Origin of the sequence: Mucilaginibacter sp. OAE612 (assembly GCF_041806395.1) — a bacterium.
Lineage (GTDB): Bacteria > Bacteroidota > Bacteroidia > Sphingobacteriales > Sphingobacteriaceae > Mucilaginibacter > Mucilaginibacter rubeus.
On the sequence record NZ_JBGMUW010000001.1, the window covers coordinates 5,823,758 to 5,842,672 of the forward strand.

At 47.7% G+C, this 18,915-nt stretch carries 26 protein-coding genes; 3 read left to right on the forward strand and 23 right to left on the reverse strand.

What is annotated here, in order from left to right:
• Positions 1 to 6: 6 nt before the first annotated feature.
• From ABID99_RS24170 to ABID99_RS24255, 18 genes are all read right to left on the reverse strand, one after another.
• Positions 7 to 813, reverse strand: a complete 807-nt coding sequence (locus ABID99_RS24170) for a hypothetical protein (protein WP_373615356.1) — start codon at positions 811 to 813, stop codon at positions 7 to 9.
• The gene (locus ABID99_RS24175; RefSeq protein WP_373615357.1) at positions 810 to 1,298 is read right to left on the reverse strand and encodes a hypothetical protein; all 489 of its coding nucleotides are present in this window, start codon (positions 1,296 to 1,298) and stop codon (positions 810 to 812) included. Before ABID99_RS24175 ends, ABID99_RS24170 begins: the two co-directional genes overlap by 4 nt.
• A complete protein-coding gene (locus tag ABID99_RS24180; protein ID WP_373615358.1) occupies positions 1,291 to 2,121 on the reverse strand; it encodes a hypothetical protein in 831 nt (276 codons plus the stop codon). The genes ABID99_RS24175 and ABID99_RS24180 overlap by 8 nt, the downstream gene beginning before the upstream one ends.
• Position 2,122: 1 nt before the next feature.
• The gene (locus tag ABID99_RS24185) at positions 2,123 to 2,413 is read right to left on the reverse strand and encodes a hypothetical protein (RefSeq protein WP_373615359.1); all 291 of its coding nucleotides are present in this window, start codon (positions 2,411 to 2,413) and stop codon (positions 2,123 to 2,125) included.
• On the reverse strand, positions 2,403 to 2,699 hold the full coding sequence (locus tag ABID99_RS24190; protein WP_373615360.1) for a hypothetical protein: 297 nt from the start codon (positions 2,697 to 2,699) through the stop codon (positions 2,403 to 2,405). Before ABID99_RS24190 ends, ABID99_RS24185 begins: the two co-directional genes overlap by 11 nt.
• Positions 2,696 to 2,914, reverse strand: a complete 219-nt coding sequence (locus tag ABID99_RS24195; RefSeq protein ID WP_373615361.1) for a hypothetical protein — start codon at positions 2,912 to 2,914, stop codon at positions 2,696 to 2,698. The genes ABID99_RS24190 and ABID99_RS24195 overlap by 4 nt, the downstream gene beginning before the upstream one ends.
• Positions 2,911 to 3,207, reverse strand: coding sequence for a hypothetical protein (locus ABID99_RS24200; protein WP_373615362.1), 297 nt, complete (start codon positions 3,205 to 3,207; stop codon positions 2,911 to 2,913). The genes ABID99_RS24195 and ABID99_RS24200 overlap by 4 nt, the downstream gene beginning before the upstream one ends.
• Before the next feature lie 161 nt (positions 3,208 to 3,368).
• Positions 3,369 to 4,475: a hypothetical protein gene (locus tag ABID99_RS24205; protein WP_373615363.1), complete on the reverse strand. Its 1,107-nt coding sequence runs from the start codon at positions 4,473 to 4,475 to the stop codon at positions 3,369 to 3,371.
• Positions 4,475 to 5,092, reverse strand: a complete 618-nt coding sequence (locus tag ABID99_RS24210) for a DUF6046 domain-containing protein (RefSeq protein ID WP_188833550.1) — start codon at positions 5,090 to 5,092, stop codon at positions 4,475 to 4,477. The genes ABID99_RS24205 and ABID99_RS24210 overlap by 1 nt, the downstream gene beginning before the upstream one ends.
• The gene (locus ABID99_RS24215) at positions 5,092 to 6,993 is read right to left on the reverse strand and encodes a hypothetical protein (protein ID WP_373615364.1); all 1,902 of its coding nucleotides are present in this window, start codon (positions 6,991 to 6,993) and stop codon (positions 5,092 to 5,094) included. Before ABID99_RS24215 ends, ABID99_RS24210 begins: the two co-directional genes overlap by 1 nt.
• A gap of 72 nt (positions 6,994 to 7,065) precedes the next feature.
• A complete protein-coding gene (locus tag ABID99_RS24220) occupies positions 7,066 to 7,452 on the reverse strand; it encodes a hypothetical protein (protein WP_373615365.1) in 387 nt (128 codons plus the stop codon).
• Positions 7,453 to 7,489: 37 nt separating this feature from the next.
• On the reverse strand, positions 7,490 to 7,924 hold the full coding sequence (locus tag ABID99_RS24225; RefSeq protein ID WP_188833553.1) for a hypothetical protein: 435 nt from the start codon (positions 7,922 to 7,924) through the stop codon (positions 7,490 to 7,492).
• Positions 7,925 to 7,926: 2 nt separating this feature from the next.
• A complete protein-coding gene (locus ABID99_RS24230; protein WP_188833554.1) occupies positions 7,927 to 9,123 on the reverse strand; it encodes a DUF2586 family protein in 1,197 nt (398 codons plus the stop codon).
• Complete coding sequence (locus ABID99_RS24235) at positions 9,123 to 9,497, reverse strand: hypothetical protein (protein ID WP_373615366.1); 375 nt, start codon at positions 9,495 to 9,497, stop codon at positions 9,123 to 9,125. Before ABID99_RS24235 ends, ABID99_RS24230 begins: the two co-directional genes overlap by 1 nt.
• Positions 9,498 to 9,507: 10 nt before the next feature.
• Entirely contained in the window at positions 9,508 to 9,768 is a 261-nt protein-coding gene (locus tag ABID99_RS24240) for a hypothetical protein (RefSeq protein ID WP_373615367.1), read from the reverse strand.
• A 4-nt stretch (positions 9,769 to 9,772) separates the two neighbouring features.
• Entirely contained in the window at positions 9,773 to 9,988 is a 216-nt protein-coding gene (locus ABID99_RS24245) for a hypothetical protein (protein ID WP_373615368.1), read from the reverse strand.
• A 4-nt stretch (positions 9,989 to 9,992) separates the two neighbouring features.
• Positions 9,993 to 10,469 (reverse strand): lysozyme, encoded by a 477-nt coding sequence (locus tag ABID99_RS24250; protein WP_373615369.1) that lies wholly within the window; start codon positions 10,467 to 10,469, stop codon positions 9,993 to 9,995.
• Entirely contained in the window at positions 10,460 to 10,888 is a 429-nt protein-coding gene (locus ABID99_RS24255) for a phage holin family protein (RefSeq protein ID WP_373615370.1), read from the reverse strand. Before ABID99_RS24255 ends, ABID99_RS24250 begins: the two co-directional genes overlap by 10 nt.
• 1,107 nt (positions 10,889 to 11,995) lie before the next feature.
• Here ABID99_RS24255 and ABID99_RS24260 point away from each other — a divergent pair.
• Positions 11,996 to 12,508 carry a hypothetical protein gene (locus ABID99_RS24260; protein WP_373615371.1) on the forward strand — a complete coding sequence of 171 codons (513 nt, stop codon included), beginning with the start codon at positions 11,996 to 11,998 and terminating at the stop codon, positions 12,506 to 12,508.
• Between the two features lie 15 nt (positions 12,509 to 12,523).
• Here ABID99_RS24260 and ABID99_RS24265 read toward each other — a convergent pair whose 3' ends face one another.
• From ABID99_RS24265 to ABID99_RS24275, 3 genes are all read right to left on the reverse strand, one after another.
• On the reverse strand, positions 12,524 to 12,769 hold the full coding sequence (locus ABID99_RS24265; RefSeq protein WP_188833560.1) for a hypothetical protein: 246 nt from the start codon (positions 12,767 to 12,769) through the stop codon (positions 12,524 to 12,526).
• A gap of 90 nt (positions 12,770 to 12,859) precedes the next feature.
• Complete coding sequence (locus tag ABID99_RS24270; RefSeq protein WP_188833561.1) at positions 12,860 to 13,171, reverse strand: hypothetical protein; 312 nt, start codon at positions 13,169 to 13,171, stop codon at positions 12,860 to 12,862.
• 216 nt (positions 13,172 to 13,387) lie between these two features.
• Complete coding sequence (locus ABID99_RS24275; RefSeq protein WP_373615372.1) at positions 13,388 to 13,696, reverse strand: hypothetical protein; 309 nt, start codon at positions 13,694 to 13,696, stop codon at positions 13,388 to 13,390.
• A 565-nt stretch (positions 13,697 to 14,261) separates the two neighbouring features.
• Here ABID99_RS24275 and ABID99_RS24280 point away from each other — a divergent pair.
• Positions 14,262 to 14,843 carry a helix-turn-helix transcriptional regulator gene (locus ABID99_RS24280; protein ID WP_373615373.1) on the forward strand — a complete coding sequence of 194 codons (582 nt, stop codon included), beginning with the start codon at positions 14,262 to 14,264 and terminating at the stop codon, positions 14,841 to 14,843.
• A gap of 699 nt (positions 14,844 to 15,542) precedes the next feature.
• On the opposite strand, the gene ABID99_RS24285 is transcribed toward ABID99_RS24280, so the two are convergent.
• Both ABID99_RS24285 and ABID99_RS24290 read right to left on the reverse strand, forming a co-directional pair.
• Positions 15,543 to 16,655, reverse strand: a complete 1,113-nt coding sequence (locus ABID99_RS24285) for a tyrosine-type recombinase/integrase (protein WP_373615374.1) — start codon at positions 16,653 to 16,655, stop codon at positions 15,543 to 15,545.
• Positions 16,656 to 16,744: 89 nt separating this feature from the next.
• Positions 16,745 to 17,152: a helix-turn-helix transcriptional regulator gene (locus ABID99_RS24290; protein ID WP_188833567.1), complete on the reverse strand. Its 408-nt coding sequence runs from the start codon at positions 17,150 to 17,152 to the stop codon at positions 16,745 to 16,747.
• Positions 17,153 to 17,344: 192 nt separating this feature from the next.
• On the opposite strand from ABID99_RS24290, the gene ABID99_RS24295 reads away from it, so the two are divergent.
• Positions 17,345 to 18,832: a hypothetical protein gene (locus ABID99_RS24295; RefSeq protein WP_373615375.1), complete on the forward strand. Its 1,488-nt coding sequence runs from the start codon at positions 17,345 to 17,347 to the stop codon at positions 18,830 to 18,832.
• Positions 18,833 to 18,915: the final 83 nt, after the last annotated feature.

Genomic DNA, 18,915 nt, shown 5'->3' on the forward strand with positions numbered 1-18,915 from the left:
ATTTTTTTAGTCAAAAAAGCCGAGAATCGGCTCAATCCACATGCCTGTTACGTAGGGGTTAATGGTTTTCATTGGAGTAGGCGTTTCACTTCCGGCAGGGCCAGTAGCAATAGCATCTCCCGAATATAAGCCGCGATCATCGTCGCTCTTCAAAGAATTGCCTTCATACTGGTCACCGATATGATCGGTACGCGGTCGATTAGTAGGGTGAGTGTGCTTTATTAAATTATCCAGCGTCATGGTTACATCTTTTGCACCGCCAATTTTTCCCACTGTGTCAAAGTCAGCATCGGCCGGATCCCAATGCATCGGCAATTTACCCCGCCAATCAACAACCTCTTGCCAACCAGCCGGAATATTTTCAATCGACCCCTTCCACCAAACCATACCTCCGGGACCGGCAAATGGCCTTAGCAGCCCCTCTAAGCGATCAAGGCGGGCCAGCACGCCTTCTGCCGTATTTCTTTTAAAATTCGCCCATAGATAACTGCTTACACCGTTATCGCCGAATTTAGCTGTACGGACATACTTTACCGTCCGGGAGGCATTATCCTCGAAAGTCAGCGCGGTAGCTTCTTCCATAATGATGACTTTGGCCTGTGCGACACCGCCCGTAAAAGGCAGGATCTCTCCGTTAATGATCACCACGCCGTTACTGACCGACCCGCCGCTGGCCACGCAGCCGGATAAGATCGACATTGGTCCCGAAAGGTTTGCAGCCGAAGCCGCGGTATTGATGCAATCCTGCATGAATTGAAGAACACCCTGGTCAAACGGGAAACCGCCAGGCTGTGTAAAATCATATCTGTTCATATCGTTCTGTATATTAAAAATCGTTTTCCTGCCAGTTTGTAGTACCTCACCAGGGCGTTCATTTCTACCAGGTCCTGCGCGCTGAGCGGGACCGCGGAGGGCACGTTGACGATAAAGTCTACACCTGTATCGCCGTAATCCCCGGGGTTGTGAAGCGCTATTGTACCGGCAAACAAAGGTTTATTTTCATCAGTCCGGAAAATAAAGGTCCGGTCAAAGGCGAAAGCGTCAGCTATGGAGATACGCCGCCCAGTGGTATCAAAACGGTCGTTCAGCACCGCCCGGAGGCTGAAGACCCTGCCATCATGCATGAGGTTGTACAGATCTGCCGCCCGGCGTACCATCAACCGGTTGTAAAGCAGCACAAAGGGGCTGCACAGTGCGCGCAGCCAGGCGAATAGCACCGGTTTTCGTTTGAAACCGGGTATGGATTCCATGATCAGCCTGTCATAGCCGATATTGAAAAGCTTATCATAATCAGGCATACGGGTAATAATTTATGGTGAAACCATCCTCTATAACCCTCAGGTAACCGGCATCCGGTATGAGCCGCTCCTGGATCTCGGAAAAGGGACGGATACCATATCGCGACTGCGCGCTTAAAATCCCCACCAGCTCGACGCCTTCCACGGCCTGCAGCTGGTCCATCAGCCGCGTCTTGGCAAATTCTCCGTTGAACCGCAGGTTTTGCAGGTAAGCGTTAACCGCGTCGATGACCGGAGTGTCTCCGTTTCCGTCGATGCGGGCTCCTACGCCGTCGAGTACCAGCGGATCATAGTAAACATCCAGTACCAGTTTAAGATCATCGGGAGGCAGGCTATCCACGTGAACACGTACCCCGGCATCCTTGGTATCAAAGACGTAGGCACTGAACGCGAGCTTTTCGTCATCGGAAAGCTGCCTGTAGTCGCCTCCTGCCTGTTTCACTACTTTCATCCTGACAGAGCCATCAGTATTTTCTGTAACCGCCGCCTGGCTGATAATTTTCTGGGCTGCTATCTGCGTATCGCTGAGGCCGCTGTTCAGGTACTGATCAGTATCCTGCAGGAGCGTCTGCCCGTATTGAAAGCGCAGCGCCAGTTCCCGGTACCAGTTCAACGTATGCGGTTTTTTGGTGGCCAGCGTGTCGGTGATCTCGGCAGCGCGCAGGTCAAAAAGTACGTCGACCGTCCATGCTACGAAGGCCACAATATAAGCCCATAATTTAAAATCGGCCACCGCGCTGGTGTGGTCCAGTGCCGCCAGTGTTTCATCGCTGTTTACCTTGCTGATGATCTGGCCGTTCCAGTATTCTATTGTTTGTGCCATATTAACTTACTATAAAATCGTATTCAATTATCCAATACTCTATCCCGGCGGGGGCAAGCACCTGTACATCAGCAACCGACGAAGCGGGGCTGATGCCGTAGGTCGCGAAGTAGCTGGCTACTTCAAATACGCTTACCATACCCGCATCTATCGTTGCCCCTGGCTTCAGCGCATCCGTTATCCCAATTCCGTTCAGGGCAGCAAGCGCAAACACGTTTTCCGCTGTCCCCGTGTACTGCGTGGCGATATCGGCCAGTGCCTGGCCTGCCTTAATTATCTTATTATTTGACATAGTCTCCTCTGATATTTAAAAAGCCGTTTTCAAATCCCATGCCCTGGATCGCCACGCCGTCCTGACTGAAGCGAAGCCTAATCTCACGCAGCAAATCCTCACCGGCGATACTTCCTTCATCATTCAAAAACTGGAACGTGCCGACCGTAGCCAGCGGCGCCTGCCGGTATTCTCCCTTTTCAGCCAGCAGCAGCTTCCGCTGCTGCTGCTGGTTACTTTCACCGCGAACGAAGTCGCCGTTTACGATCAGCAGATCGTCTTTGTCATCCATCAGGTAATCAATCATTGTAAATGCCCGTTAAAAGTTCCTGTTATCGGGTTGCTCCCGGCTGTCAAACCATTGTTATATATGATGTCGGCTGTCCTGATATATGCTTCCAACCTATCTGCAAAAGCATCGATAAAAGCGTCCAGCGCCGCATCTCTGTCCCCGGACGCCTCATAGGTCCGGGTATAGACCTCTTTCAGGTCCGCTTTAAAATCTTGTGTATCCAGGCTCATGGTAAAAGATCATTTATGCGTTCAATCAATTCGGTTATAGCGGGCACGTCCTTCGGAGCAGCGATACTTAATACGCCGCGGACCAGGTCATTCAGGATCTTCCCCAGGGTATCTCCGTCCTTACTGACCAATAAACCTTCAGGGTCGACCCGCAGAACTGTGTTCCCGGTCGTTATCCGGTACATGGCGATCTGATCGCAGGCGATCACGATATAATCATCATCTGCCAGCTTCCCGATCACTACCGGAGAGCCCGCGACCGGCAACACATCAATACTTTTCCTGTCACTCATCACCGCTCTCAGCCGCACGCCGTAGACCTCTGCCTCATCCAGCAGTACGTCACAGGTAAAAGCGTCCTGATCCACTGCAACGACAACAGCATCATGAAAACTCACCGGGCCGCCTGCATGGGCGAGCCTTACAAACGACCTTCTTAGTTTATTTAATTCATTCATTTGACCTCCGTGTTAGTTGAACTTTCCGACAAACGGTAGGTTAGTTGGACCTTCCGCTCTCCCCCGTTAACCCCGAAACCAACCTCGGTGCCCTCTATAAAGTAGGTACCAGCCCGGCCACCGTCATACCGGGCATCAAAAATGACTGCCTTCCAGCCGGGTTTGCAAAAGGGTTCGAGCAAGCCCGAAAGCGAACCTTCATAACCATCATATTTCAGTTGCTTAAGTCCGTTTTTCGCGAGGGAGGCCAGGCTGTCCGGGTGGCCGGTAAACGGGATATTGCGTTCCTCTACTGCACCTCCCGGATCTCCAGCCTCATAAGTGGTGACAGCGCCGGTCCGGCTATGTTGTTTTATCCTGACCAGTACCTTGGTTTCCTTAGCTGATCTGATCTTCAGGTCTGGCTGATCGGAGGCACAATTATAGCCTATCTTATAAGTCACCTGTTCCAGGTTGGTCATGCTTTCAGTAATACCCCCGGTCGCTGTTGTCCTGGTTTCCTCCGTGCCGGCATACAGAACGTTATCATCAAAATAAACCGTCAGGAACATTTGATCCTTCAGGGACTCCAGCACCTGGAGCCCGTTCCTGTTCGGTATCCGGTAATTGATCAGCGGCATGTCCGGTATGTCCGGGCTTAAAACGATATCTGTCCCCGCTATAACCTGCCCCAGAACCTCGCGTAGCGTGGTTTTCTTCCAGCTGGCCAATATGTTCCTGTTGCGGAGCTGCCATGCATAGCCTTCCATTTCAATGCTGACCGGCGTGGTAATATTGACCCGTCTGACAAAGCCCCGGAACTCGTTCTGCAGCACACCGTTGTATCCAAGGTCGATGCTGACCGGGTCACCCTCCCTGAATAGTTTGGCTATATCGATACTTTCAGCCCGACGGTTAGCGGCACTGCCCGGTTCTCCCAACCCCGCAAAACCAAGTGCGTCCCTGATGGCAGGGATCTCCCTGACGATCCGGACGGCACCGGGTATTTTGAGAACTGCGCTATCGACGATCGTATGAATGTTCTTTTTGATCACCAGGTCGTTGACGCCACCGGCAAAGCTGTAATTGCCTATGTTGATAATGCTGTTCAGTACAAAAGCCATTACTTTGAATTTGAATCGATCGTTAATTTTAAAATGCTGTCGCTTTTCATTTCCATTGCGAAGTCACGGACGCCTATCACCCTTGGTTTTTCAGGAATGGACAGCTTGTAGATCAGCACGCGATCATCTGCGGAAAGAAAAAGGTCTGAATAAGCTGATTTCAACCGAACCTCCTCTTTGCTCTGAAACACATATTTGAGCGCCTGCAGCTCGTCACCGGGTAATTGTTCCTGATATCCGATCACGAAACCTTTGACCGAGATGCTCCAGTCCTTCATGCTGATGATCTGCTTGGCCGTTCCTCCAGCCTCCGACATTTCTGTTTCCTTGATCATTTTTTCTCGTTCAAAACCGATGACGGTATAGGGGAAAAAATATTCAATCTGGCCGACCATAATGGTCAGCGGGCAGAATACCTCGCGCCCTATTGTATCTTCGCCGCTGTAATAGGAATTACCATAAGGGTTCGTCAGCATTGGCGCACGCGGGCTGAAATTATAGGAACGCTCTGCCGCTGCAGACGGCAACTCCGGGATCTGGGCAGGCTTATAGCCGTACAACTGCCTGAAAATGGCTGCGATGTCAAAGACAGTATCTGATTGGTTTATTGTTAACATTAGTTGGGGTTTACTGCGGCATTACCGCTGTTAATTACCTGGTTAAACATTTCGATGAATATGGCCCGGATCTCGGCTGCGCCTTCCGTAACGCTGGCAGCATGCAGGCTGATCTGATCCACACCAAGCTTGGCGATATTGATGACCTGGTTCCGTTGCCCGCCGCCGCCGATTCCCTTGGCAGTCTCGCCGACCGTTGCAGGAACAGTTCCTGCCGATCCTAACGCAGCGTGCGTTGTTACTCCTGTGGGTATCCACTTTTCGGACGGGGAACTGCCGTTTTCGTTTTTACGTTTATTCCATTTAATACCTATCCCGTTCCAACCGGCCTTTACAGATTGCAAATGCCCGGCGAACTCCCTGCTGTTTTCGGCCAACTGGGCTGCACGTTTCCTGTTCAGCGCACTGATCTCTTTGTCTGCATCTGTACTGATGTGAGCGGTGAGTACACTTTTTGCGCCCGAAAAGTCTCGCTTTAGAGCCAGGTCAATAGCCCGGGCGGTGTTGCTGATCAGCTGGCCGATATACTGGAAGATACTTTTGGCTTTAAGATAGAGAAAATCGAATGTATAAACCCATTCCTGGAATGATTCTCTAAAAAGCACCTTGGCTAAACCAAAACCGCTTTTGATGATCTGCCAGATAGATGTAAATGTTTTCCCTACACCTTCCAGATTGCTGATTAGCCATACGAGCCCGCCTACCAGTACTCCCACGAGCACGATAGGCCAAAGCATCAATCCGTCGAGTATGGCCTGCCATATTACCGCGCGCTGTGTCCAGGCAGAATATAAGCCCCAGGCAATTGCCATCGCTCCGATCCCGGCTGCGATCTCATACATAAGCGGCTTGTTGCCTGCAAAGCGGCTGAGCAGATCAGCAGCAAAGCCAAGGGCGGGCAGCAACGCCATTCCAATGGAAACACCCAACGACTGAATTGTTTCCTGGAGCGCCGCTATTTTACCTGCCGGGCTTTCTCCCATACGCTGCATTCCATTATGAAATGTACCCATCGGGCCCGTAGCGTATTGCAGCGTTTCTGCAAGTGCCTGGAAGCTGATCTTGCCTTTATCTACATCTTCCCTGAGTTCGGCGGTAGTCCGGCCCGTTTTCCGGCTCATCTCAAGCAGCGGATTAAAACCGGCGTCGATAAATTTAGGGAGGTCGCCGGCAGCCAGTTTACCGGTACTCGCCGTTTCGGCGAACACATCGGTAAGCGCTTTCATTCGCCCGGAATCGCCCAGGGCCACATCGCCGAGCATTTTTAGCCCCGGTATAATATTCTCAGGTACTATTCCGGAAGCCAGCAGCTTCCTGCCGTCTTTAAATACATCATCACCCATCCCGTTGCGGTCCGCGAATGTATTGAGGTCGTTCTTTAGCTTACCTCCCTTTTTACCGCCCATGATTTCTATAGCATCGCCTTCTCTATCTCTGGACATTCCCTTTTCAATGAGGTCTGTCCCCAGTCCGAACATCTTGCCGATGCCTTTATCGAGCCAGTCCTTTACCTTGCTCTCCTTTTTATCTTTTTTGCCGCCTTCCGCTTTATCTTCGGTTTTGGAGAGATTGATACACTGGGCTTCCAGCGCGGCGAGCTGCCGGCTTGCCTTCCTGATCTCACCGGTGTCGATCGAGATTTGGCGGCTCCGGGTCAAACCCTGGATCTGCGAATCCAGTCGCCGTACCTGAGCACTGACGCGGCTGATTCTGGAACTGATGTTATTGAATACCGAGTTCGCGTTGTTGGTCAATGATCGCATCGGGCCGGAAGCAATATCACGTATCTGGACAGTAAATTCGACAATGTTAGCCATATTGTTTAGCTTCTTCTTTTCGTAATTGTTCAATTTGTTTATAAACTTCCGCCCAACGCTCATCGGATAATGTTGAGGGATCATAGGTGGTGTAGTAGGCTATCGTGGTATCAATGAATCCGAGATAGTTGCTACTAACATCGCCACGGGCGGCCTCTATAATTTTTTTAGCTCCGATGACTTGATGTCCAGTACGCTCTGAACGGTTGGCATAATGCTGTAAAAAACCTCATCTTCGGTTTTGATCTCCTCGTCGCCGCCCAGCCACAGGGTATCCAACACGATCTCCGTGTAGGTAACCGGGTCGGTCTGCTTAGAGGTCAGTTCGCGCATCTCGTCCCTGGTCGGCTTGCGCATATAACCTTTATAGCGAACAACAGGCACCCTGAGGGGTGCTTTGCTGTCTTCACTGTGAATGGTTTCAAATTCGCCGCTATGAACTACGAGTTCAAAAACGCCGCCGGGATAATCTTTTTTCCAGGCAGCAAGCAATTCCGGCGTAACATTCCCGGCATTGCGGGGCATTATATCTCTTGTTTTCACGATCCAATTTTTATAATTTATTTTATTAAAAATACTGTTATTCAGACTTTAAGCTCAGCGCAATGAACGGGCAGTCGATCTCCATCATCTTGGCGCCCTGTTCCATGCCTTTCTCCCATTCCGTAAATTTGATGCCGGAAATGATGTCTGTCTGCTTATCGCGGCCGAAGGCTTCTTTATAATGGAAGGTCGCAACGATCGCCTGGTAGGGCACTTCGCTGAAATCAGCATAACCCGCGGTTCTGGCCGCTTTATTCAGGCGATCAAGCTCTGATTTCAACAATTTGATGCTGCCCTCGATCTTTTTATTGCCGCTCTGGATACCGACCGGCTGGTCGCCTGCCGCGTACAGGTGCTCGCTTTCGGTAGATTTTTTGTATTTAAAGCCACGGAGGCCACGGATCGTTACACCAAGAAAACTGAGGTCCGCGTGTTTCCATTCCAGTTCCTGACTGTTTACATAATTTGCCATCTTTAATTGTTGTTTTGCGGGTTATTGAAACCCAGTTTGATATTGATTAATTTGCTGTATCCTTTACGGCGGATGCCTATTTCAACCTGCAGGGTAGAGGTTTGCGTGATCTGCTGGGTGTCATCGATATAAACAACCGGGTCGCTGCTCATGCTCTCCGCCATATTCAGGTTAAGTGCATTTACCATAGAAGCCTCGAGTGCCTTCAGCACAACCGGTTCAATCCGGCCGTTGTCATCAAGATCGATGTCATCATTGATCTCATTAACATAAGTCTGGTAGGCAACGATCGCCGCCTTGTCGATCACACGGCCAAAAGTAAGGCTGTTGTAGTCATCTGTTTCAGGACTGGCCATCGGGTCGTTGCTGATAAACAAACCGCCCTTCTGATCATACTTTTTGACCGTGATATATCCTGCATCGATCAGCTGGTCAAGCTGCCTGAAATAAGCCTGGTCGGGATTGTCCAGGTCAGGCAATATACTTTGCGTTCCGATGAAATAGTTACTAATCGGCAGGTCTCCGTCTTTTACCCTGCCGATATTGACATGCGGTGCGGTAGCGGCGATTCTGCCAAGCACAAGGCCCAGAGACGTAACGCCGTTGGCTGCGGTTCCGCCGATCACCAGGCCTACGTTATTGGCAGTTAGTTCATTTGGATTGTCAATCGTGCTGCTTGTCACATCGTTAACGCGGGCTGCAAGCAGGATACGCAACGGTTTGTGTGCGGCAAACATTGCCAGGGCGAAAGCTTTCGCGTTCGGAACCGCGGCGATCACGTCGCTGTCGATAAACTTGGATACAGTGGGCGTATATCCGGTAACCGGGGTGCGTGCAACGGCGGCTACACGGATGTCTCCGCCGCCGAAATCGATCAGTTTTTTCAGACCGGTTGCTACGGTAACATCGCAAAGCGTCGTTAAGCTTGTCGCCGCGGCAGCGAGCATCAGGTATACCGGGCATCCCTGTGTACCGTCAATACTGTAGAATTCACGGACGAACTGGTAGGCCTCCGGTTCGGCCTCTTCGGTTATGCCCCTGGATTCGGCGTCTGCTAAGCTTACAAGCTTAACCGGGGTAAGCAGCGGTAGTGTTCCAGTTCCGGAACCGGTAAGCAAAACGCCTGTTATATTGTCGTTGGTTGCGGTAGAACCGCCTAACTGGCCCTTGGCCAGTTGCACATTTACTGCAGGAATCATTAGTTTTTATCTCCTTTAATTGATTGGGTTGCCTTTTCTATCAGGCTGTTTTGAAATGGTATTCTCTCATCGTCTACGGTGGCAAAAGCCTCCGCTAAAGTGTTCTTCGTTGTGCCGGCAGCTGCTTTCGCCTGGTCTTTTCCTAAAGCTTCCCCGAATAGTGTCTCTCCGCGGGTAACTTCAATAAAATCCGCGCAGGCAAGCTCTTGCGAATGACTATCGGCGGGGCTTTCAGAGAAAAAGGCCAGTCCGCCTGAGGTCACAAAGACGCTTTCCTGTTCAGGGTGGGTCGCAAACAGTACTTCGAGCGAAGCTTGCGTGACCCCGGCATCACTGAGAGCCTTGATGAACGCTTGGTTCTTTTCGATTTTCATTTTATATGGTTTATTGTTTATTGAATATTTGCTTAAAATAGATTTCAAGTATACTCACCGCCTCGCTCCAGCTTAAACGGCCTTCGCCAACGACCGTCATCAGCCTGGCGGCCAGCGCATGGTATAGATGGTCCTTATCCGCATCAGCGGCGGATTTTATTTTATCAAGCGGTCCGCTGAGCAGATCACCAGGACCGGCTGGCTGGTTACCGGCCGAAAAAGTGAGCCCAGATAATATGCCTGGCAATGCTTCTTCAATCATCTTCCTCATACGCTCATCGGCGGGGCCGGCGAGCAGCGAGGCCCGGTCCGGCTGTCAGGTCACCGTTCAGGGCGTTCTTGATATTATTCACCACGGTGATACAGTAATCGATTTGCTGGTTACTGATCGCTATGCCTTCGGGCAGGCGTACCCTGAGCGCCGTGAGCCCGGTCAGTTTTTGCAAAAGGCCTGCAAAAAGACCGCCTATAACTCTTAAAATATTGTTCATTTATTCAGGCAGGGGTGTTAAACAGTTTCGTTTCTTTTTCACGTCTTTTAACCAGCGCTTCGCTGACTTTTTTCTTTCCCGTTCCGGGATCGGTTACCTTGTTCCAGACGAGGAACTGCGCCGCCGCACCAGTATAATCTTCCTTGTTCAGCTTTTTGAGCAGGGTACTTGAGGGCAGGCTGCCGGTATTGTAATGAAAGCTGACCAGCGCGTCGTACTGATTCTGGTTGACGGGCGCACTCACCACCCTGTTAACCGTCCGCTCAAAGTCTTTTAAAACCGCTGAAAGCAGATCCGCAGCGCATTCCTTGTTGGGCAGCCGGTCCGCCGGTTGTATCCCCTTGCCGTTTGCATAGTAAGTACACCCATAACCTATCGTCCATTTACCCGCCTCGTCCTGATACGCGGTTAATTTCAGCCCCTCGAACGACTTTATTATATTTAATCCGCGTTCACTGAGCGTGTGTTTATTTATCGCCATAATGATGTTATTTTAGTTTTGATTGATTCGATCCAGGCTGACTTTTCCTTGCCTTCAATTACTGCCAGGTTTTCCAGTATGGAAACCATGTTTTCCTGCGCGATATGGATGATCAGGAAGTTCTGCAGCCAGTCAAAGCATTCCGCCATGACCGCCTCCCCCTTAGCCGCGTAATTCTGCGACCAGTGGTACGGGACCGCGATGAGCACCAGGTATATAAAAACCTTGAATGAAAACCGGGAGAGGCGAAAACTGCTGAAACGTTCCTTTTTTATTCTGGATGCTGCTATACCGCTCAACAACTCTACCACAAAGGCCATCAGCATCATGATCAGGGCAGCTGTCTGGATACCGAGCGCTAGCGGGATATCCGGAACGAGTGAGGCCAGCCCCGAAAAACCGGGGAACGTCAGGCTCACCACGAGCAGCGGTCTTGTCAGGCTGTACTTACAGGAGGGAGCAATGCTTTGAAAAAGGGTCCGCAGGTCCTCGTAGTCAAAAGTTACGAGCATCCTCGTTAGCAGAGAACTTATCATGGTACATATTTTTATTATATAGATCTTCATTTTTCTTTTTTTTAACCGCGCCGCCCCTGACCGTATCGGGGGGACTATTAAGGCGCGGGTACACTTACGACCGGTAGGCATTTCCTGCCCCTGCGGCGGGCGGCCCTTTGATAAAGCAGCTGGTGCTTTTCCCTGTTTCCGGGATTCCCAAGCCGTCGCTACAGGTTGTCATTTTTCTTTTTTCCGCTACTTTTCCAAGCGGCTTCATGACAAACGTACGGCGCTATTTCGGAGATAAAAAACCGTGTTTCTGATTGATTGACAGCGTTTTTGGCAATGATAAAAGTTGCGTTAATCATTCGTTTTTTTATTCATTTCAATAGAAAAAGCACCATGCTCAAAATGAAGCAATTACTAATATTTTTAGCAATCAAAACCCACAGATTTCAATATCCGGGAGGCGCCCCTCCGGCATCCGGTTAATAATGAGACAACCCGGATTCCAGCACCCCTACCGGGATTATGCAGGTATAGCATTTGTCCGTAAGCTGCATTTGTCGGAATAACCGATAATCAAAGTGCCTGGGAACAGCAGGGCTCCGCTGCTTATTTTATAGCGTATTAAAACTGTTAATAAGACCGGCCGAAACTGACGGTGAAAACGCGGGCCTGCCGCCGGGCGCGTCGGAATGAATGCACTTTGTAACTATTTCGCCGCTTTGTTTTTTGCAGAACTGCGCAGGACGCTTTTTCGGTTGCTGCAGATATTACACAGTATACAGATGCAGACAGCACCTACAGACAGCATCCCCATTGTCTGCCTTTTTTCAGGATGATAGCTATCGTTTCAGCCAATGATGCACAGCGCATTAATCATCAGAATATGCGATTGGCGGGAAAGCGGTAAAACAGACATCTTTGAATACCAAGAGCCCGGCATTACCGATAAAATACTGCTAAGGATTTTTTTCCAGCGTTATGGGTTACTGGCTAACAGTATATTAACAAAAAAATAAATAAATGAGCACATCACAAACAGATGCCATCCTGGCCAATGTATTTTCGAGCGTACAGGAGCGGCTTGCCACGATCCCTGATTTACAATTTATCGGTATGGATATCGGGCAGCTGGAATGGGGCGAAGAAAATGCGAGTCCGGTTCTATTTCCCTGCGTATTGCTTGGACGGATCGATATTAACTATACGGACAACAAGAAATCCATCCAGCAGGGGGACGCCATACTTGAATTATTACTGGCCATGGCGGCACCGGGGCCGGGGCAGGACAGCGGATCTACTGCAGCTGATTATTTCAATCTTGAACACAAGATCAATCAGGCCCTGCACGGCTGGTGCGACCAGCAGTATTTTAATCCCATGAGCAGGGTCCGTGCCAAGAACAAACGCAGAAAGCGGACTGATATCCGGGTCCGAGCGCTGCGTTTCGGCTTTGGCTTCGTCGACGACACCGCCATGCAGGTCGGACACACGGGTCAGCGTCCCGATATGGTACTGTCATTGCAATTGTCCTAAAACAAAAAAGCCGCTTTACCCAGCGGCTTTTTTGTTTAAGAGGGCTAACAGTTCGGTGGTCCGTCTGATATCTCTCACCTCATCGCTTACGGTTACAAAGATCTCATCACCGGCGGTAAACGCTATGCTTATATTTCCGAGCCGGTATATTTCCGAAATTCCTATAAGAAAAGAGGAGGCGCCGGCCGGTTTGAAGCCCAGCGCTTCCACGACGGAATAATTTATAAACTCCAAAGCCTCGTGGTATTGTTGTATATCCATGTGTCAGGTTCTTGTTTCTGTCCGTTTCAATTTGAATTCGGCCCGCGGCAATTGCGGCCTTGTCATGAGGATCTCCGCCAGGTATAACGTTTATGACCAGTTGAAGTGAGGTAGGAGCTTCTGAAGGTATTTGCTGTCCGCTTCCTCCGATTTAAGCTTTTCGAGCACATCACGCTCCTGCATAATGATCTGGGAAATTGTTGTTTCACCCAAGTAAAATTCAGTATTCAGTTTTTCAACCGCGCGCTCATATTGCAGGCCTTTGATCTTGTAATGAAAATACAGGCGGCATACAATATCATGATCGCGGCGCGCTTTAAAAATGCCTTTTACGTGCTTAACGCCTTCTTTTTTTAATGGTTCCGAGAGTATATTGGAAATCAATTGCTTACCGAGTGCCATAGTTGGTTTAGATATAAAATAAAAGTAAAACGAAATTATCAGCGATAATGTCCGGCCCGGGTCATTCAAAAGCTGATCCTTTTAAAAGTTACAGTAGGATTGTTATATGGTGTTATCCCTGCTGACGCAGCGCATATTTAAAAGGTTTGCAGTCCTCAACCGGCAGCCGCTGTAACCGCTGTCTTTGCGTGGCGTTGCCTGTCCGGTGTACCTTGCTCATGCGTAAAGCTTATTTAAAAGGTTCAGCTGGTCATTGATGAATGCCTGTTCGTATCTCCACCCCTCCCCGAGGTAACGCTGGCTAAAATAAAGATAGTATGCTTTGGCCTCCATATCAGTCAGCGATATACTATAGCCATCCCCTTTAAGCCTCGCTGCCAGTTTCGCCTCCAGTTTTCTGAAGACCGACTTCAGCAGGTCTTTTACTAGGCTTTCTGTAATATCAGGGGCAGGATCCTGGTTCACGATCTCCCGGAAAAGGTTGTGCAACGCTTCCGCCTGCCGGATGGTTAGTTTTAGTGTCATATTCAAGTGTGTTAAACAGGTTGATGGCGAGTAAAGGTCAGCGCATGATTTACACCGGCGGCAACGCATCCTTTGCCCCCCCGGTCGGTATCACCCGCTGTACGTGTGTGTAGGAACGAGTCGGTACCGTTTTTCTTGATATAAGTGGATTTAATATTTTTATTTTTGCTCATAATAATGTTCCTTTGCACATACAAATATTAGACTATTGTCTATTATTTGCAAATAAAATTCGACAAAAGTCTAATAATATTATCAGATTATGCCTAACAGGCCCATAGACAGGCTTTTAATTTTTTTAGCCCACAAAAAGATTTCTCCCTCAAAGGCTGAGAGGCAATTATTGTTGGGAAATGGCTATATAAAGAAGTCTCAGCAACGGGACGGCGGCATCGGAAGCTCCATACTGGAAAAGATCTGCAGGACATACTTAGACATTAGTCTAACCTGGCTTATCACGGGCGACGGGGCGATGCTGCTTGATGAAAAGGATGGAAACGCCCCCCTTGATGACAAAGAAAAAACAGGAATTGCGACCAGTACGGTCAGGCGTACCGGTAGCTTCATGCAGCTTCAGGCCAGCCACCCGCCAATTTCTCCGATCCAGGTTATCAGCGTAGATAACGACGGCAACGAGACCATTTTGTATGTGCCCGTCAGGGCCTCCGCTGGGTATCCCAAGGGATACGCAGACCGGGAGTATATGGAGAAACTTGCATCTTTTAGCTTGCCTTACCTGAACAATGGGACGCACCGGGCATTCGAGGTAGACGGCGACAGTATGTTCCCAACACTCGAAAACAAAGAAATCGTAGTAGGGCGTTTCGTGGAAAAGTTCGAGGATATCGTAGAAGATCATGTGCACATCATCGTAACCAGGGACCGGGGAATACTGATCAAGAGACTGCTGAACAGGATCCAGAAATATGGCTTTATCGTCGCCAAATCCGATGCTCTGGACAACCGCAACCTGTACCCTAACCAGGAGATCTACCCTGATGAAGTGGTTGAGATCTGGTTTGCAGTGGGCCATATCAATAATAAGTTCCGGCACCCGACTGATATGTATAAACGCGTGAACAACCTGGAGGCGGATCTTACAGAAATCATGAGGGTATTGAAATCAAAAAACTTGCTGGATAAATAGGCAAGTTCCCGTTTGATGAACTCAATATAGCAGACAATCTACCGACATTCCCGCTTAATTCTAGATACGCCTTGTGCCGGCAATATAGATAAGACAAAATTACCTCGTTTGTAATAATCATTTTCGAGCCAAAATTGATAAATGAAGCCTTGCATTAGCTTGATCTATATCAAGTTATACCAAACTGGTTAAATTGCTTAATTTGTAAAATGATATTCATGCAACTAAAGCGACATTTTTAAACGTTGGCTGGATAAAACATCTTCCTCCTCAGCTATGGTTTGCAATCAATTGGAAAAAGATCTTATAGGCGACCGTTAAAGTACAATTGACGAACAAAAATACAGTGGATTGCGAGTGAATTATAGTTGCGAGAGAAAGACAATGGTTAGTTATTCTTATTATTAAGTAAAGACCACGAGGCCCATGCGACTGCGGCAGGTGGCTACATTACACCACGCGCTCCGGGTTCCATTACGCCGCCAGCCTTACCGCCGCGCGTGCAGGAGTGTATTCGTTCCTCATACACACCTGCCTGTCCCACCCGCTGAATATTGATTAGTCATCGCACCGCAGTTACAAAGATAGCTACGCATGAAAACTGTCAAGGGCAAGTAAACCGACTATCGCCGGCCCTTGACAGTTTCCCTGCTAACAGCTCCAGGTGTTTAAGCGGTGATATGACTGGGTGTGCGCAGATCAAAAGTCGAGGACAATCCGGCTCGCTGCTTCTTTCTTTGCCTTGTCCATTACACGAGTATATCGCTGCGTGGTTTTAAGGTGCCTGTGCCCTAATAGTTTTGATATAGTATAGATATCTGTGCCATGATCGAGTTGTAAGGTTGCATAGGTATGCCGAAGGCAACTAAACGTCAGGTGTTTGTTTATGCCCGCTTCCCTTGGCCAGGCTTTGAGCATATTCCGGGTGTAGTTATAGTTGACTTTTGGAAAGACAGTTTTTTCAGGACCGCCACGTTCTCCCATTAAATCAAATGCCTGGTTAGAAATGTAAACGTGCTGAGGTTTGTATGTTTTGCGCTGACGGAATTGTAGGTAGTAGTTATCCCGTTCACCGCGAACCTGTTTCCAGGTAAGATATTTGATATCGCAAAACCGAAGACCTGTTAAAATTGCAAGTAATACCACTCTTTTATACAGATCATCATTCACGGGCGTTTCAAGCAATTTCCGTATTTCATCCATCGTTAAATACTCCACTTCTGCTTCAATTTCTCTTAGTCCGGGCGACAAGGCATGCAGATCATCGTTGATGAGTTTTTCACGCCAGGCTTGTTTTAATGCTGTACGGAATTTATTGAAATAACTTAGTGCGCTGTTATGCCCGATGCCACACCTTGATTCGCGCAACTTGGGTTCACTTAGTAAAAAACGTTTGAACTGTTCGCAGAGGGATAGGTCAAGTTCAGCAAAGCTTAAATCTGCCCTATCGGCGAATAGTTGAAAATACCTAACACTGCTATCCCAGTTATGCCAGTTCAAACCACGTTGCTGATCGGCAAGTTTTCTGAAATAGGCAATAAAACTTTCGTGTTTCCTGAAACTTGGAGACATTCCATGTTTCTGAGCCTGTAATTCGAGCTGGCGGCTCGCGCAGATCGTTGTTGCCAGTTCCATCGTAGTCCTGTTATGATTTCTTTCGCCGGAAGTAGCCGGATGGTCATATACGAAGAGTTTAAGGTTTTCGTAGGCGGTCTGCGTATTTGTTTTTGGGTTTACGATTGGTGGATAGTAGTCCAAAAACAGGCGGTGACGCCCCTTTGTAAGAGCGTGTTTTCTGATTGTTACTTTCATGGCGTTCAAAATTAGTTACGCATGAAGTAACAGATCAACCGATAAAAGGCTTGAAGTGTTTAGGTTATTAGCAAAGTTGAAAATTATTACTAACTTTTATTTTTAAAGATTTCGATTTTTTCACGCTCGCTTTTAAGTAGCTCTTGGTATAGCTTTTTGTTTTCCTCGAATAACTCAATTAATTTATCAATAGGGTTAAAGGTACATTGATATTGAACTGAACTCGAAGTATCGTGGTAGGTATTACCGATTATGTTAAAAACTGCTTCCTCTGTGAAACTTTTGATCGCTTCTACAGGCACTTTTAGGATTTCAGCCACCTGCCTTAATATATCATCTTCTATAACTTCTTTCTGTTCCAATAAAGACACCCTTTTCTGACTCCATTCGTCACCAAGCGCAATTGCCAGTGCTTCTTGTTTCAGTCCCATCATTTCACGAAAGCGTTTAACGTTGCGGCCTTGATGTATATTTTTTGATGTGTCAGTCGTGTTCATAAGTTATTATATAGCGTTCGTTCAAAATTAAACAAAATAATAAAAAGCCTTGCTTTATCTAATATAGAAATAATATTGAGTAATTTATCCCTTCAACGGTATTACATAGTACAGGGGGCGATTAGGTTAGAAACCACAATATGTAAAAGTTTGTACCGGCGATGAAAGTCATCGCCAGCTAAATCAAACTATATGTATTTTCGTCATTACGTACCTTGGGAACACTATCCTAAAAATCTGTATTTCGAGGAGATACAGAATCCTTATGCTGCGTTTTCAGAATTCTTTTTCTTCGCAGACCACCCTTGTTTTGAAAAAACACAGTTAACCAAGTTGAAGGAGTCGGCCCTCTCTGATGATTATTATATCGGCGAGAGGGGACCGGGCGAATTAGTTTACAGCGTTCGCCAATGGTTTCGCCTGATTGAAGCGTGCCATGTACTGTGGACTACTCGCAAAATTGATTGTGTTGATGAAGGCCCTGATATCATAACATTTGAGGAGCTACAGGAAGCCAAACAGCAATGGGCTTACTTTCCTAATGATCTATATGAAAAAGAGTTGTTGAATCCGTTTTTTGCTTTAACTAAAGTGTATGAAGAGATAGGCGTGGAACTTTACCGCGATCATCTGCAACAGTGGCTGTATGCAGCTCTACAAGACTACGAACTCAATAATGAAAGCATCATCTTGAAGATGGAGAGCATATACAATAATCTTTGTAAACTGCACTCTGCCGCGTGGCTGCTCAATCAAATTGAAAGTGGTTACCCTTATGAAAGCAAAAAGTATAAATCCAGAGATAATGATACTGTTAGCACTGAAGATCATCCCCCTCCAGCCGAGGACATTCGACTAAAACAGCAAAATCTTGTTAACCTCGAATCAATCAGAATGTCAGAGTCCGCCTCGCCCCGCAGGGATGATTATACGAAACTTGCAGGAGGGATATTAGATCTTGAACAATCATTATCAGCGATCATTTACCTCGGTGAGGTTAAATCCCCAAATTTCACTTTCCTTCTAATCTTAACAGACAATGAAGATGCGGTGTGGAAAAGAAAACTGGCAGATTCGATTACAAAAGAAACCGAGGTGTATCCGATTATTTACAGTGTCAGAAGTGCAGTTGAAGGTATAAAATCCGATGGTCGTTTCTGGAATTATGTTTTTACCGAGGGGGTTAATATCTATTCTAAAGATGGATTTATACTGCCCCCGTTCCAGATTCAGTCAGCCGAGAAGCAAAAAGAGGCGATGAGAGCGATCTGGACCAAATGGAATAAAATCGGCAGAGCATTTTTAACAGATGCCGAGCGGATTGCCAAAGATTACGATTGCGGGATAGCAACCTTCTTTTTAAGCCAGGTCTCAGGGTATGCACTCAAATGTGTGCTGCAATTGGCCATCGGCTTCAGACAGCCGGTTAATGACCTCGAGAAGCTATTGACTTTAACACGGATGTTATCCGATGATTTCGCCAACATATTTGAATTAGACACAACCATTGGCAAAAAGAATTTTCAACGTCTATGTGACCGCTATACCAAAATTGCAAATTATGAAAGTTCCCTCAATATATTCGTCGTAAATAACATCATTGATACCGTTCGTCGTTTGACGGTACAGGTCGAAAAGTTTTACAAGAAAGAATTAAAAAGAATTGAATTAACAGAATAACAATTATCCTTGCTGGTTTGCTATGCCACTCAGTGGATATCTTCCGTTATTAGACTTGTAAGACTTTTGGAAATTTACAAACG

Coding starts and splice junctions, on each gene's coding strand:
- ABID99_RS24170 (WP_373615356.1), bottom strand. CDS start 813: ATGAACAGATATGATTTTACACAGCCTGGCGGTTTCCCGTTTGACCAG.
- ABID99_RS24175 (WP_373615357.1), bottom strand. CDS start 1,298: ATGCCTGATTATGATAAGCTTTTCAATATCGGCTATGACAGGCTGATC.
- ABID99_RS24180 (WP_373615358.1), bottom strand. CDS start 2,121: ATGGCACAAACAATAGAATACTGGAACGGCCAGATCATCAGCAAGGTA.
- ABID99_RS24185 (WP_373615359.1), bottom strand. CDS start 2,413: ATGTCAAATAATAAGATAATTAAGGCAGGCCAGGCACTGGCCGATATC.
- ABID99_RS24190 (WP_373615360.1), bottom strand. CDS start 2,699: ATGATTGATTACCTGATGGATGACAAAGACGATCTGCTGATCGTAAAC.
- ABID99_RS24195 (WP_373615361.1), bottom strand. CDS start 2,914: ATGAGCCTGGATACACAAGATTTTAAAGCGGACCTGAAAGAGGTCTAT.
- ABID99_RS24200 (WP_373615362.1), bottom strand. CDS start 3,207: ATGAGTGACAGGAAAAGTATTGATGTGTTGCCGGTCGCGGGCTCTCCG.
- ABID99_RS24205 (WP_373615363.1), bottom strand. CDS start 4,475: ATGGCTTTTGTACTGAACAGCATTATCAACATAGGCAATTACAGCTTT.
- ABID99_RS24210 (WP_188833550.1), bottom strand. CDS start 5,092: ATGTTAACAATAAACCAATCAGATACTGTCTTTGACATCGCAGCCATT.
- ABID99_RS24215 (WP_373615364.1), bottom strand. CDS start 6,993: ATGATCCCTCAACATTATCCGATGAGCGTTGGGCGGAAGTTTATAAAC.
- ABID99_RS24225 (WP_188833553.1), bottom strand. CDS start 7,924: ATGGCAAATTATGTAAACAGTCAGGAACTGGAATGGAAACACGCGGAC.
- ABID99_RS24230 (WP_188833554.1), bottom strand. CDS start 9,123: ATGATTCCTGCAGTAAATGTGCAACTGGCCAAGGGCCAGTTAGGCGGT.
- ABID99_RS24235 (WP_373615366.1), bottom strand. CDS start 9,497: ATGAAAATCGAAAAGAACCAAGCGTTCATCAAGGCTCTCAGTGATGCC.
- ABID99_RS24240 (WP_373615367.1), bottom strand. CDS start 9,768: ATGAGGAAGATGATTGAAGAAGCATTGCCAGGCATATTATCTGGGCTC.
- ABID99_RS24245 (WP_373615368.1), bottom strand. CDS start 9,988: ATGAACAATATTTTAAGAGTTATAGGCGGTCTTTTTGCAGGCCTTTTG.
- ABID99_RS24250 (WP_373615369.1), bottom strand. CDS start 10,469: ATGGCGATAAATAAACACACGCTCAGTGAACGCGGATTAAATATAATA.
- ABID99_RS24260 (WP_373615371.1), top strand. CDS start 11,996: ATGAGCACATCACAAACAGATGCCATCCTGGCCAATGTATTTTCGAGC.
- ABID99_RS24265 (WP_188833560.1), bottom strand. CDS start 12,769: ATGGATATACAACAATACCACGAGGCTTTGGAGTTTATAAATTATTCC.
- ABID99_RS24270 (WP_188833561.1), bottom strand. CDS start 13,171: ATGGCACTCGGTAAGCAATTGATTTCCAATATACTCTCGGAACCATTA.
- ABID99_RS24275 (WP_373615372.1), bottom strand. CDS start 13,696: ATGACACTAAAACTAACCATCCGGCAGGCGGAAGCGTTGCACAACCTT.
- ABID99_RS24280 (WP_373615373.1), top strand. CDS start 14,262: ATGCAGCTTCAGGCCAGCCACCCGCCAATTTCTCCGATCCAGGTTATC.
- ABID99_RS24285 (WP_373615374.1), bottom strand. CDS start 16,655: ATGAAAGTAACAATCAGAAAACACGCTCTTACAAAGGGGCGTCACCGC.
- ABID99_RS24290 (WP_188833567.1), bottom strand. CDS start 17,152: ATGAACACGACTGACACATCAAAAAATATACATCAAGGCCGCAACGTT.
- ABID99_RS24295 (WP_373615375.1), top strand. CDS start 17,345: ATGTATTTTCGTCATTACGTACCTTGGGAACACTATCCTAAAAATCTG.